At 65.7% G+C, this 13,391-nt stretch carries 9 protein-coding genes and 1 rRNA gene; 3 read left to right on the top strand and 7 right to left on the bottom strand.

Translation table 11 applies throughout. The features are described from left to right. Both Q0480_RS17840 and Q0480_RS17835 read right to left on the bottom strand, forming a co-directional pair. Positions 1-765: ribosomal RNA gene (locus Q0480_RS17840) — 16S ribosomal RNA — on the bottom strand; the annotation flags it as partial. A gap of 579 nt (positions 766-1,344) precedes the next feature. Beyond that, a complete protein-coding gene (locus Q0480_RS17835) occupies positions 1,345-2,778 on the bottom strand; it encodes a mannose-1-phosphate guanylyltransferase/mannose-6-phosphate isomerase (protein ID WP_299135036.1) in 1,434 nt (477 codons plus the stop codon). 199 nt (positions 2,779-2,977) lie between these two features. Between Q0480_RS17835 and ilvA the strand changes: the two genes are divergently transcribed. The 3 genes from ilvA (at position 2,978) to ilvN (ending at position 7,037) form a co-directional block, all read left to right on the top strand. Beyond that, positions 2,978-4,255 (top strand): threonine ammonia-lyase IlvA, encoded by a 1,278-nt coding sequence (ilvA, locus tag Q0480_RS17830; protein WP_299135034.1) that lies wholly within the window; start codon positions 2,978-2,980, stop codon positions 4,253-4,255. 408 nt (positions 4,256-4,663) lie between these two features. Then, a complete protein-coding gene (locus Q0480_RS17825) occupies positions 4,664-6,418 on the top strand; it encodes an acetolactate synthase 3 large subunit (protein WP_299135032.1) in 1,755 nt (584 codons plus the stop codon). 52 nt (positions 6,419-6,470) lie between these two features. Further along, complete coding sequence (gene ilvN, locus Q0480_RS17820; RefSeq protein WP_299135030.1) at positions 6,471-7,037, top strand: acetolactate synthase small subunit; 567 nt, start codon at positions 6,471-6,473, stop codon at positions 7,035-7,037. A gap of 324 nt (positions 7,038-7,361) precedes the next feature. On the opposite strand, the gene Q0480_RS17815 is transcribed toward ilvN, so the two are convergent. The 5 genes from Q0480_RS17815 to Q0480_RS17795 all read right to left on the bottom strand — a co-directional run bounded on the left by Q0480_RS17815 (position 7,362) and on the right by Q0480_RS17795 (position 13,338). Next, the gene (locus tag Q0480_RS17815) at positions 7,362-7,967 is read right to left on the bottom strand and encodes a nitroreductase family protein (RefSeq protein ID WP_299135029.1); all 606 of its coding nucleotides are present in this window, start codon (positions 7,965-7,967) and stop codon (positions 7,362-7,364) included. A gap of 142 nt (positions 7,968-8,109) precedes the next feature. Further along, positions 8,110-9,192 (bottom strand): IS630 family transposase, encoded by a 1,083-nt coding sequence (locus tag Q0480_RS17810; protein ID WP_299135028.1) that lies wholly within the window; start codon positions 9,190-9,192, stop codon positions 8,110-8,112. Positions 9,193-9,260: 68 nt separating this feature from the next. Then, positions 9,261-11,714, bottom strand: coding sequence for a VWA domain-containing protein (locus Q0480_RS17805; protein ID WP_299135025.1), 2,454 nt, complete (start codon positions 11,712-11,714; stop codon positions 9,261-9,263). A 122-nt stretch (positions 11,715-11,836) separates the two neighbouring features. Next, a complete protein-coding gene (locus Q0480_RS17800) occupies positions 11,837-12,145 on the bottom strand; it encodes a SelT/SelW/SelH family protein (RefSeq protein WP_299135023.1) in 309 nt (102 codons plus the stop codon). 14 nt (positions 12,146-12,159) lie between these two features. Then, positions 12,160-13,338 (bottom strand): M23 family metallopeptidase, encoded by a 1,179-nt coding sequence (locus Q0480_RS17795; protein WP_299135021.1) that lies wholly within the window; start codon positions 13,336-13,338, stop codon positions 12,160-12,162. Positions 13,339-13,391 lie beyond the last annotated feature (53 nt).

Raw genomic sequence — 13,391 nt, 5'->3', positions numbered from 1 at the left:
CGTTTAGGGCGTGGACTACCAGGGTATCTAATCCTGTTTGCTCCCCACGCTTTCGCGCCTCAGCGTCAGAACCGGGCCAGAGAGCCGCTTTCGCCACCGGTGTTCCAGCCAATATCTACGAATTTCACCTCTACACTGGCTATTCCACCCTCCTCTCCCGGTCTCCAGCCTGACCGTCTCGGGTGCCGTTCCGGGGTTGAGCCCCGGGCTTTCACACCCGACTGATCTGGCCGCCTACGCGCCCTTTACGCCCAGTAATTCCGAACAACGCTAGCACCCTCCGTCTTACCGCGGCTGCTGGCACGGAGTTAGCCGGTGCTTGTTCGCCGGGTACCGTCATCATCGTCCCCGACAAAAGGGCTTTACAACCCGAAGGCCTTCGTCACCCACGCGGCGTCGCTGGATCAGGGTTGCCCCCATTGTCCAAGATTCCCCACTGCTGCCTCCCGTAGGAGTCTGGGCCGTGTCTCAGTCCCAGTGTGGCTGATCATCCTCTCAAACCAGCTATGGATCGTCGGCTTGGTAGGCCATTACCCCACCAACTACCTAATCCAACGCGGGCCGATCCTCCTCCGATAAATCTTTCTCCCTTTCGGGACGTATACGGTATTAATCTCAGTTTCCCGAGGCTATTCCGTAGAAGAGGGCACGTTCCCACGCGTTACTAACCCGTCCGCCGCTGACACCCGAAAGTGCCCGCTCGACTTGCATGTGTTAAGCCTGCCGCCAGCGTTCGTTCTGAGCCAGGATCAAACTCTCAAGTTGAAACGACAAAACCCTGAAATCCCGGGTGCCCGATGAGCCCCTCCCGAATATCCCAGAACAGCCGTTCTTGACAGCGAACCTCTGCACATCCTCCGATCCAATCAAGGACCGAAAGTAAACGTCATCCGTTCATCGTGCTCCAGTCCTTAGAACCAGAACCCCGACAAACAGTGAAGCTGACTCCCGCGTCATCGAGCAAAACCTCTCTCAAGGCCAAACCCTAACGGGCAGATATGCAGCAGGTCCGACTCGTCGAAAACGAAACCAAACCGCCCACATATCCCTTCATCAAATCATAATTTCAAAGAGCGATCGTCGAAACGAAGCCGTCTGCGTCTTTTACTTGACGCGTCCCGCCCCGTTCTTACCGATTTCCGTCCCGCGCCAGAGACTGTGTTGGTCCCCTCGGCGCCGGTGGAGGGCTATTTAGGGGGCGACCGGGGTGCTTGCAACCCCGAAAATCACCGTAGCCCCAATTTTCTTCGCGGCGGGTTCCGCGCCCCATGATGCGATCGCCCGGCCCCTGACAAGCCAGGCTCGCGCCGCGCCGCGCCCCGGCCGACGCCGGGGCGAGCCGGTTCAGCTTCGCGCGTAGACGTCCTCATAGCGCACGATGTCGTCCTCGCCCAAATAGCTGCCGGTCTGCACTTCGATCAGGACCATCGGCACCTTGCCGGGGTTTTCCATCCGGTGGATGGCGCCGAGCGGGATGTAGACCGACTGGTTCTCGCTCACGAGGCGCACGTCCTTGTCGACGGTGACCTTCGCCGTGCCCTCGACCACGATCCAGTGCTCGGCCCGGTGGACGTGGCTCTGCAGGGACAGGGCGGCGCCGGGATGGACCACGATGCGCTTCACCTGAAAGCGGTCGCCGATCACCAGGCTCTCGAACCAGCCCCAGGGCCGGTGGTCGCGGGGAAAGGTCTCGGCCTGCTTGGCGCCGGTCTTGCGCAGCGCGGAAACCGCGAGCTTCACATCCTGGGCGCGCGCGAGATCGGCGATCAGCACCGCGTCGGGCATGGCGACGACGAGGATGTTGTCGAGCCCGATGCCCACGACCTGCAGCGCCGGTGATTCCGAGCGCAGCAGCGTGTCGCGACAATCGATCGCGGTCGCCGCGCCGCTCGTCACCACGCCGGAGACGTCCGGTCCCGTCTCGCGCCAGACGGCATCCCAACCGCCGAGATCGGACCAGCCCCCCGCGAAGGGTACGACGGCGAGGTTCCCCGCCTTCTCCATCACCGCGTAGTCGATCGAGATGTCCGGCGCCCTGCCCCACGGCTCGGGTGCGAGCCGCAGGAAGCCGAGGTCGGTCTTCGCCGCGTCGAGCGCGGCGGTGACCGGCGTGATGAGCTCGGGCGCGTGCGCCTGGAAGGCCGCCACGATCGCCCGCGCCGAGAACAGGAAGATCCCGGCGTTCCAGAGATAGTTGCCAGCCGCCAGCATCTCGGCCGCCGCCGCCGCGTCGGGCTTCTCGACGAAGCGGCGGAGCGGAACCGGCTGGCCGGAACCGTCCGGCGCCGCCGCCTGCTCCAGATAGCCGTAGCCGGTCTCGGCCCGGGTCGGGGCGATGCCGAAGGTGACGAGATCGCCGGCGGCGACCGCCGGCAGGCCGTTCGCCACCGCCGCGCAGAAGGCGTCGGTGTCCGGCACCACGTGATCGGACGGTGCGACGAGCATGATCGCGTCCGGATCGGAGCGCAGCAGCCAGAGCGCGGCGGCGAGCACGGCGGGACCGGTGTTGCGTCCCGCGGGCTCGATCAGGATCGGCCCCGGATCGATGCCGGCCTCGGTCAGCTGTTCGGTGACGATGAAGCGGAAATCGGCGTTGGTCAGCACCATCGGCGCGTCGAAGGCGAGGCCCGCCCGCGCGCCCGAAAGCCGCCGCGCCGAGGCCTGGAACAGGCTCTCGTCGCCGACGAGGCGCGAGAACTGCTTCGGATAGCTCTTGCGGGAAAGTGGCCAGAGCCGCGTGCCGGAGCCGCCGCACAGGAGAACGGGAGTGATGCGCACCAGTCTGATCCTCTTGCCGCCATTCACCGGCGCGCCGTCGTGAACGGCCCGCCCCAGGAGAACAAGTACCTGACGGAAGTCGGTTAACAAAGCCTATCCGATCGTTCCCCTCATCCTCCGGTCATTCCGGCTCCGGTCATTCCGGCCGCGCGGGGGCGACCCGCTGGCAAATCGGGCCCGTGCGTGCTAGCGGGCGGCGATGGACAAGATCGAAACGCCGCCCCTGCCGAACGGATCGTTTCTCGCGGGCACGCGCGCGGCCGAGGCGGCGCTCCGCGACATCTTCGAGCCGACGCCTCTGCAACGGAACGACTATCTCTCCACGAAATACGGCGCCGAGATCTGGCTGAAGCGCGAGGATCTGAGCCCGGTGCGCTCCTACAAGATCCGGGGCGCCTCCAATGCGATGCGCAAGGCGCTGGCGCGCGACCCCGGGCAGCGCCGATTCGTCTGCGCCTCGGCCGGCAACCACGCCCAGGGCATGGCCTATGCCTGCCGCCATTTCGGCACCGAGGGCGTGATCTTCATGCCGGTGACGACGCCGGGCCAGAAGATCGACAAGACGCGGCATTTCGGCGGCGCGGCGGTCGAGATCCGCCTCGTCGGAGACTATTTCGACGAGACCCTCGCCGCCGCCCAGGCCTTCTGCGCCGAGGCCGGCGCGCTGTTCCTGCCACCGTTCGACTCCGAGGACGTGATCGAGGGCCAGGCGACCTGCGCGCTCGAGATCCTGGAGCAACTGCCGGCCGGGACGGTGGCGGATCTGCTCGTCATGCCGGTCGGCGGCGGCGGCCTCGCCACCGGCATGACCCAGGTCTTCGCCGAGCTGTCACCCGCCACCGGCTTCCGCTTCGTCGAGCCGCTCGGCGGCGCCAGCCTCAAGCGGGCGCTGGAGGCCGGCCATCTGGTGACCCTCTCGCATGTCGACAATTTCGTCGACGGCGCCGCGGTGGCGCGCATCGGCGACCTCAATTTCGCGCGGCTTCGAATCTTCGACCCGAGCCAGGTGCTGACCCCGCCGGAAGACCGGCTCTGCGGCACCATGATGGAAATGCTGAATATCGAGGGCATGGTGCTCGAACCGGCCGGCGCGCTGTCGGTCGACGCGCTGCGGGATCTGCCGCTGGCCGGCCGCGTCGTCGTCGCCGTGGTTTCGGGCGGCAATTTCGATTTCGAGCGGCTGCCGGACGTCAAGGAACGCACGCTGCGCTGGGAAGGCCGCAAGAAATACTTCATCCTGCGCCTGCCGCAGCGGCCCGGCGCGTTGCGCGAATTCCTGTCCCTGCTCGGGCCGAACGACGATATCACGCGCTTTGAATATCTGAAGAAGTCGGCGCGCAACTTCGGCTCGGTGCTGATCGGCATCGAGACCCGCGACCGGGGCGATTTCGACGCGCTCTACGCCCGGATGGACGCCGCCGGCCTCACCTATCTCGACATCACCGACGACGCGGTCATTACCAACCTCATCATCTAGAGCGATATCCAACCAGACGGAATCGTCCGGTGGTCAAGACATTGCTCCAGCCGTTCCCGGCCGAGACGGGCGGAGCGCGGCGGCGAAGCCTCGCGCGATGGATTCGCGCCTCCGCGCAGGCGGCTTCGCGGAAGATGCGCGCAGGCCGCGCAGTGCGAAACAAAAGACCGGAAATCTGCTGTCTCGGGTAATTTTCGGCGGAATATCCGGTTGACCGGCGACGGGTCTCCGCCTATTACCCGCCTTGGGAGGCTTGTATGATGCAATACGTACGGCTAACGGCGAGGCGCGACCCCGGGGACCGGTAAGGAGCCCCCGGGCAACGCGCCTGTGACCCCTTCGGGGGTCTTTTTTTTGGACGGCGAGAGGATCCTGGGCCGGCGGCCCGGAAGACAGACGGAGAGACACATGACCCGCCACATGACCGGCGCACAGATCGTCATCCAGGCCCTGCGCGATCAGGGGGTGGATACGGTATTCGGCTATCCCGGCGGCGCGGTGCTCCCGATCTATGACGAACTGTTCCAGCAGAACGACATCCGCCACATCCTCGTCCGCCACGAACAGGCGGCGACCCACGCCGCCGAGGGCTATGCCCGCTCGACCGGCCGACCGGGCGTCGTCCTCGTCACCTCCGGCCCCGGCGCCACCAATTCGGTCACCGGCCTGACCGACGCGCTGATGGATTCGATCCCGATGATCGTGCTGAGCGGCCAGGTTCCGACCTTCATGATCGGCAACGACGCCTTCCAGGAGGCCGACACGATCGGCATCACCCGCCCCTGCACCAAGCACAGCTGGCTGGTCAAGGACACGGCCGATCTCGCCTCGACCATCCATCAGGCGTTCCATGTCGCGACGCACGGCCGTCCCGGCCCGGTGCTGGTCGATATCCCGAAGGACGTCCAGTTCGCGACCGCCGCCTATGCCGCGCCGGGCGAGGGCCGCGTCTCGCGCTACAGCCCGCGCACCAAAGGCGACGCCGAGGCCATTCTCGCCGCCGTCGAGGCGCTGGAGAAGGCCGAGCGGCCGATCCTCTATACCGGCGGCGGCGTGGTGAATTCCGGCCCGGAGGCTTGCCGCCTGCTGCGCGACCTGACGGCGCGGACCGGCTTTCCGATCACCTCGACCCTGATGGGCCTCGGCGCCTATCCCGCCAGCGGCCCGGCCTGGCTCGGCATGCTCGGCATGCACGGCACCTACGAGGCCAACTGGGCGATGCATGATTGCGACTTCATGCTCTGCGTCGGCGCGCGGTTCGACGACCGGATCACCGGCCGCGTCGATGCCTTCAGCCCGCACAGCTTCAAGGTGCATGTCGATATCGACCCCTCCTCGATCAACAAGAACATCCATGTCCATGTTCCGATCGTCGGCGACGTCGCCTCGGTGCTCGACGACATGCTGGCGCTGTGGCAGGAGCGCGGCGCGAGGACCAACTCGGCGGCGGTCGCGAAATGGTGGAAGCAGATCGCGCTCTGGCGGGGACGGAACTGCCTCGGCTTCCGCAACTCGGACCAGGTCATCAAGCCGCAATACGCGCTCCAGCGGCTCGAGGCGCTGACACGCGACCGCGATCGCTACATCACCACCGAGGTCGGCCAGCATCAGATGTGGGCCGCGCAATATCTCGGTTTCGAGGAGCCGAACCGCTGGATGACCTCCGGCGGCCTCGGCACGATGGGCTACGGCTTCCCCTCCTCGATCGGGGTGCAGATCGCCCACCCGGATTCGCTCGTCATCAATGTCGCGGGCGAAGCGAGCTGGCTGATGAACATGCAGGAAATGGGCACGGCGATGCAGTTCCGCCTGCCCGTCAAGCAGTTCATCCTGAACAACGAGCGGCTCGGCATGGTCCGCCAGTGGCAGGAACTGCTGCATGGCGAGCGCTACTCGGCCTCCTGGTCGGACTCGCTGCCGGATTTCGTCAAGCTCGCCGAGGCCTTCGGCGCCAGGGGCATCCGCTGCTCGGACCCCGCCGATCTCGACGCGGCGATCAATGAGATGCTCGACTATCCGGGGCCGGTGCTCTTCGACTGTCTCGTCGAGAAGCACGAGAACTGCTTCCCGATGATCCCGAGCGGCAAGGCCCACAACGAAATGCTGATGGGCGAGGATGCGACCCAGGGCGCGATCAGCGCCGGCGGCGCGGTTCTGGTGTGACGCGAGCGCGACGCCCGGAGCCAAATCGCCCGAAATTTCGGAGAAATCAGGCATGAACGCCCTGCATATCAAGAAAAGCGCCGTCAGCCACAGCGCCTATGACCTCAAGAACCCGCTCGGCGACACGCATGAACGGCACACGCTGGCCGTGCTGGTCGATAACGAGGCGGGCGTGCTCGCCCGCGTCATCGGCCTGTTTTCCGGCCGCGGCTACAATATCGACAGCCTGACGGTGGCCGAGACCGACCATGCCGGCCACGTCTCGCGCATCACCATCGTCACCACCGGCACCCCGGCGGTGATCGAACAGATCAAGGCCCAGCTCGGGCGGCTGGTGCCGGTTCATCAGGTGAACGACCTGACCGTCGAGGGCCCGTCGGTGGCGCGCGAACTCGCGCTGATCAAGGTGGCGGGAACCGGCGACAGGCGCGTCGAGGCGATGCGGCTGGCCGACGTGTTCCGCGCCCGGGTGGTGGACACGACGCTCGAAAGCTTCGTGTTCGAGATCACGGGCGCGCCGGAGAAGGTGGACGCCTTCATCGAGCTGATGCGCCCGCTCGGCGTCATCGAGGTCGCCCGCACCGGCGTCGCCGCCATCGCCCGCGGCGGCCACGTCTGAAATCCCTTGAGTGATACGATCGCCGGTTGATCCGCGCGGGGGTGGCCTTGCTGTTTCTTGCCTGATTTGGGGTACACAAATCAGGCCGCGACTGCCTGCCCCCGGCAGGCGCGTACCGCGCCAGCCCAGGCAGGCGCGGCCTGATTTCGGGCGTGCGGATAAATCGGATGACCTCTTGGCCTTCGACTGGTCGAAGGCCAACGTCCCGGGGCGACAGTCCACTGGACTGTCGCCTGATCCGGGCCGAGGTGCCTTTCGGGAAAAGGGATCGAGTCAACCAGGCGTTCGTATGAGTCGGGGCGAACGCCTCGGAGCGGGACGCTCCTACGCTTCGAACCCGCCGTGGAAGGCGACTTCGGACAGCGGGCGGCGCGGGCTCGGCGTCTCGCGGCCGCGCAGGGATTCCGGCAGCTTCTCCTTGTCACCGAGCCGGCCGATGGCAACGGCGGCCTCGACACGATAGCCCTCGGGAATGCCGAGCGCCGCGTTGGCCGTTGCGAAATTCAGCCCGGTCATGGCATGCGCATGCAGGCCGAGCAGGCTCGCCTGCAACGCCAGCTGCGCCCAGGCGGCGCCGGCGTCGAAGGAATGGCTATAGATCGGGGTCGCCTCGGCCGCGCCCGGCGCGACATTGTGCGTCTTCGAGACGATGACGACCAGCGCCCCCGCGCTCCGGGCCCAGCTCTGGTTGAACTCGTTCAACACCCCCAGCACCTGCTCCCAGCTGGCATCGCCCCGGCGCGCATAGACAAACCGCCATGGCTGGGCATTGAAGGCGGACGGCGCCCAGTGCGCGGCGTCGAGAATGGTCAGCAGCTCCTGCTCGCCGACCGCCTCCTCGGAAAAAGCCCGCGGCGACCAACGGTCGAGAAAGATCCGGTCGACGTCGAACTCGGCTTCGCGGGAATTGATCGGGGTGATCTGGTTCATGTCATGCGTCCTTCGGTGATCGCTGCCCTGCAACATAAGGCCTCGTCACGATATCGAAACCCATCGGTTTCGAAATTCATCGATGCGGGAACGGAAATGATCGCGGCAGTCGTCCCGATCCGCCGCCCCGTAGGGGACCGTCCTAGTGGATTGATTCCAACGTTTGGAACCCACGGTTTCGTGCGGCGATGATGTCATCGGGATCGGCTTTCCAGATGAAGGGGTGCGGGCTGTCGGCATTGTACTCGCTGACGAAGCGGTTGATGGCGGCCTGGAGATCGACGAGGGAATGGAAGATGCCGTGCCTGAGCCTGCGCCGGGCGAGCTTGGCGAAGAAGCCCTCGACAGCGTTGAGCCAAGAGCAGGATGTCGGCGTGAAGTGGAAGGTGAAGCGCGGGTGGCGGGCGAGCCAGGCGCGGACCTTGTCCTTCTTGTGCGCGGCGTAGTTGTCGAGGATCACGTGGATCGCCTTGCCCGCGGGCACCTCGCGCTCGATGCGGTTGAGGAAGCGGATGAACTCCTGGTGGCGGTGGCGCTGCATGTTCTGGCCGATGACGGTGCCGTCGAGGACATTGAGCGCGGCGAAGAGCGTGGTGGTGCCGTGCCGCTTGTAGTCGTGGGTCATGGTGCCGAGCCGGCCCTTCTTCATCGGCAGGCCGGGCTGGGTGCGGTCGAGCGCCTGGATCTGCGACTTCTCGTCGACCGAGAGCACCACCGCATGGGCCGGCGGATCGACGTAAAGCCCGACGATGTCGGTGAGTTTCTCCGCGAAGGCCGGGTCGTTCGAGAGCTTGAAGTGCCGCCAGCGGTGCGGGCTGAGGCCGTGGGACTTCCAGATCGCCTGTACCGTCGAGGCCGCGACGCCGGCGACCTTCGCCATCGCCCGCAACGTCCAGTGGGTCGCCTCGTGCGGCGGCGGTTGCTGCGTCAGCCGGACGATCTCGGCGACACGCTCCGGTGGGACCGGCGCCTTGCCGGGCGGGCGCGACCCGTCGCGAAGCAAACCTTCGACGCCAGCCTGCATGAACCGCTCCTGCCAGCGCCAGACGCAGGTCTTCGACTTGCCGGTCGCGGCCATGATCGCCGAGGTGCCCAGGCCCGCACCGCTCAGAAGAATGATCCTCGCCCGCCAGACGTGCTTCTGCTGGCTCGTGGGGGCCGCGACGATCGCCTGCGATCGCTGACCATCGCGGGAGGATACGGTGAAGGAGATGCCGCTGCGCATGTCACAGACTCGCACGTCGCAACGAAATGCGGAATCCCAATTCGGACTCCTTTGATCCGATCAATCCACTAGATGATCAGAAAGTCCCGCGCCGTCAGTGCGAGACCATCATCCAGCGTCGCGAACCGAACCGCGGCGGCGGACCCGTCACCATCCGGATCGAAGATCAGGGCGCCATTGCTGGGATTGTAAAGTATCCGCGCATCGGCGTTTGTGGCGCGCGCGCCGGACTGGAAGACGTCGCTGGCGAGCCGGCCGCCATCGCCGAGCCCGAAGACATCGCCATCCAGCCAAATCTTGTCGGGGCCGCGGGTGAAATCCGCGATCTGGTCCGCGTTGCCCTTGGCCGGCGCCGTGTCGAACAGGAAGACGTCCTTGCCACCGCCGCCGAGCAGCACATCCTCGCCCAGTCCGCCGCTCAGACGGTCTTGACCGGCGCCGCCGAGCAGGCGGTCGTCGCCGGAGCCGCCGGCAAGAACATCAGCGTTGGCGCCGCCCTCCAGCCTGTCGCGTCCCGCTTCGCCATAGAGCGCGTCGGCGCCGGCGTCGCCGAAGAGGAAGTCGTCGCCACCTCCGCCCCGGATCAGGTCGCTGCCGGCGCCGCCGTAGGCCCGATCGTCGCCCTCGCCCCCCTTCAGCACCTCGACGACCTGGCGCGTCGAGATAGTCGTGCCATCGGCGTCGCTCGCGATCAGCTTGGCGGTGATCGTATCGGGCTTGCCGGGACGAAGCCCGGAGAGCAGCGAGCCATAGGCGAAACTGAGGCCGAGCGGCGTCTCCTTCAGATCCGTGCTGTCGATCGTCTTGGCGAGCTTGCCATTCACATAGAGCTGGACCTCCAGCACGTCCGCCCGGTCGATACCGGGGTCGATGAGCACCTTGGAGAGATCGGATGGATCGAGCACGATATCGACGGAATCATTGGCGCGACTGTCGTCCACCAAATCCAACTGCGGTTTCGAGGCGTATTGACCGACGCCGAACGACCGGATCGTCGCGTCGCCTCCGGCCTTGGACCGCAGCCAGGCGACTTCGTCGCGGAAGGTGTCCTCACTATAGTTGTTAGCACCATCCGACAAGAAGAAAACCAGGTTTTGGCCCGAGCCGGCGTTGCGAAAGAACTTCGAGGCTTGCTGCAGGCCAGCCTCGAAGTTCGTGCCGTTCAGAGGTTTCAGTGCGCGCAGCGCCTCCACGACGTCGGATCCACCATCGCCGTCGCGATCGGTCGCCGGGCTGCCGACGAAATTGGTTCGGGCGTCGGTGTCGAAGGTGACGAGGCCGATATTGAGGTTCTCCGCGCCAACCTGCGACTGGAGCCCCTTCAGCAAGGCCTCGAACCCGGCGATCTCCGCGTCGAGAATCGTGTTGGCGCGTCCGTCGCCGTTGACATCTCCAACATCGACGGCCCCGCGGAAACCGCTGCTCGTGCTGCCTGACACGTCGATGACGAAGGCGACGTTGAAGGCGTTGGAGGTGACCGGCGTGCGCGAGACGAAACCGCCCGCCTCGACCGCCGACCCATTCGCCGCGTCGGGCAGGGTGAGGCTGACCGCGATGCGCTCGCGCGTGGAGGGGATGCGGGTCGAGGCGTAGGTGGTCACGGGGGAGACGTCACCGGTTATGACGTCGTCGCCCTTGTCCCCATACATGCGATCATCGCCGAGGCCGCCACTGATCCGGTCGGCACCATCGCCGCCCCGGAGCGTATCCTCGCCGCTGTCGCCGGAAATCCGGTCGTCCCCGGCGTTGCCTTGAACCCGGTCATCGCCCCCGCGCGCGAGAAATGTCTCGTCGTAGCGTTTGCCGGTCAGCACGTCGTCGCCGTCCGTGCCTCGGTAGATCAGCTTCGCGCCGGGGGTGAAATTGACGATCGCGTTCAGCTCGGCCTTGCTCAAGCCGTGCAGCGCGTCGCCTTTGAGCGCCGCCAGATCCTTCGCTGTCGCAACAGATCGCGCGATCGAGCCATCGAGCGCCAGAAAATGCATCACGATCTTGGTCTCGCCCGGCCGCAGGTCGAGATCGAAGCCGTAGTTCACCGAGCTGTAGGACTGGCTGACCGATGTCGGCGCGTCGCCTTGGCCACCCTGGATGACGAAGGTCGCCGCCGCGTCGCCATCGCCTTTCTTGTCACGCACCAGCCACTGGTCATCGACCGAAAAGCTATCGTCGCCGCTGGAGGTGCGGATGACATCGGGACCGTAGGAATTCAGATATGAGGATATCGAAACCGACTTGGTGATGGCTTGCGAGCCGGTGTTCTTGAAAATTTCGAGATAGCGGACGAAACCGTCATCATCAGAGACATATACCTTGCGGGATTGCCGTATATCGCCTGAAAAGGAAGGCCCATAGGTAAGTTGCCGGCCTTTCAGCGAAACAACCGGCGTCTGTTCGTAGATATAGCCGCTCACCGCGCCGGTCGAGAATTCATCTCTCTGGCCGGATACGATCTGCCCGTAGTAGTTGAACTGCCAGCGATAGCCATCCCCATCCCGAAGGACATACGGAAACGTCTTGGCCATGAAATCCCCCCGACCGATGAAAGAACTCTAAGGAATCAATAATTCCAAAGATGCGGAGGCATTCAATGGCTGTCAAATGAAACCGAGGGACTATCCGAATTACATCTTTGGATTGATAAAATCTACGTGTTATCCTCTTGCGTAGTCGCGACCCGATGATCGATATGGCCGAGGTCGCGGTCCGGATTCACCCGGTCGCGGATCAGTTGCTTCAGGTCGCGGATGTCGGGAAAGCCGCCGTCGCGCTTGCGCTCCCAGACGAGGTCGGGACCGACATGGATCTCGAAGACCGCGTTGGTGCCCGGGACCAGCGTGACCGAACCGAGCTCGTCCGCGAAGGTCGAGAGCAGCTCCTGCGCCATCCAGGACGCCCGCAGCAGCCAGTTGCAGCGGGTGCAATAGGCGATGGACACCGCCGGCTTGTCGGACATGGAGAACCTCCGGATCAGTCGAAGCCGACCACCTCATTGTCGAGCGGCAGCTGGTTTTCATGGGTTCCGGCGAGACGTGGGTCGATCTCGGCCGCGACGCCACGCTCCAGCGCGTCGTCGCTGGTGAGAAAGCCGCGGCTGGTGAAGCGGGTAAAGACGTAAGGAAGCCCGTTGGCATCGAGCGGCGAAGGACTGTCCATCACGTGAAAATGCAGATGCGGGGCGGTGCTGTTGCCGGTATTGCCCAGCAGGCCGAGCACCTGGCCGGTGGTGACCTTGTCGCCGAGCTTCACCTTCTGGCTGCCGCGTTGCAGATGCGCGTAGAAGGCAAAGGCGCCGCCGCCGATATCGACGACGACCATGTTGCCGCCGATATTCTCCGGCGTGATTCCGGTCGCCGGCTGGTTCGGGACTTGCTCGTCGGCCTCGTCATAGGTGTTCACCACGGTTCCGTCGGTCGCGGACAGGATCTCGGCGCCGAAATAGGCAAAATCCTCGAGTCTGGAGCCGTCACCGGTGAAGATCTGGCCGTTCTCGTCGAGCTTTACCCAGTCGATGGCAAAACGCTCGGGCACGCGCAACCGGCCGTCCACCGGGATCAGGGCGCCGCGGTGCGACGTGATCGTGTCGCAGCAGCCGTTGATCGCGGCCCAGCCGTCGCCGCGCAACGGGGGCGCGACCACCACGGCCGGCGCGCCCACGGGGGTTTCGGCGCCGGTGAAGACGAAGCTGGCCGGGAACGGCGCGTTCGCCGGCCAGGGCGCCGGCTTGCCGTCCGGCCCGGCGGACTGGCGGGTGGCGCTGACCCGGCTCATCACCCGGTCGGGCAGGGTCGCGTCGGCGGGGAACGTGACGTCGAGGAGCACGGCGACCGATCCGCCGGGCGGCAGCGTCGCCTTCTCGCCCGACCAGAGAATGCTGACCGCGGCGAGCGCGTCGCCCTCCAGCGTCCCGAGGACGGCGCCGGCGGAATCCGTCGCCTCGATCCTGTCGAGCGTGACGAAGAATCGGCTCGGATTGACCACCAGCAGCTCATAGGCGAGATGCTGGCGGTCGTCGGCGCCGAGCACCGGATTCGGCGCGCTGATCGGACGGACCTCGATGGTGCTCAGTGTCTCGCCAGGCAGGAGCGACTGGGCGACGCTCGGCGACGCGACGGCGGCCACCAGCGCCGCGAGTGTCAGGATGCGCATTCCTCGAGGTCCCCCGGTTGTTTCGGGCGACGATAGCATGGGGCGGGCGAGCG

The sequence above is a fragment of the uncultured Amaricoccus sp. genome, assembly GCF_937891315.1.
GTDB lineage: Bacteria > Pseudomonadota > Alphaproteobacteria > Rhodobacterales > Rhodobacteraceae > Amaricoccus.
This window is presented reverse-complemented; position numbering and strand designations above follow the sequence as displayed.

What these genes read in the sequence shown, in the direction of transcription:
- Q0480_RS17825 (WP_299135032.1), top strand. Translation starts at nt 4,664, where the DNA reads ATGACCCGCCACATGACCGGCGCACAGATCGTCATCCAGGCCCTGCGC.
- Q0480_RS17805 (WP_299135025.1), bottom strand. Translation starts at nt 11,714, where the DNA reads ATGGCCAAGACGTTTCCGTATGTCCTTCGGGATGGGGATGGCTATCGC.
- ilvN (WP_299135030.1), top strand. Translation starts at nt 6,471, where the DNA reads ATGAACGCCCTGCATATCAAGAAAAGCGCCGTCAGCCACAGCGCCTAT.
- Q0480_RS17815 (WP_299135029.1), bottom strand. Translation starts at nt 7,967, where the DNA reads ATGAACCAGATCACCCCGATCAATTCCCGCGAAGCCGAGTTCGACGTC.
- ilvA (WP_299135034.1), top strand. Translation starts at nt 2,978, where the DNA reads ATGGACAAGATCGAAACGCCGCCCCTGCCGAACGGATCGTTTCTCGCG.
- Q0480_RS17800 (WP_299135023.1), bottom strand. Translation starts at nt 12,145, where the DNA reads ATGTCCGACAAGCCGGCGGTGTCCATCGCCTATTGCACCCGCTGCAAC.
- Q0480_RS17795 (WP_299135021.1), bottom strand. Translation starts at nt 13,338, where the DNA reads ATGCGCATCCTGACACTCGCGGCGCTGGTGGCCGCCGTCGCGTCGCCG.
- Q0480_RS17810 (WP_299135028.1), bottom strand. Translation starts at nt 9,192, where the DNA reads ATGCGCAGCGGCATCTCCTTCACCGTATCCTCCCGCGATGGTCAGCGA.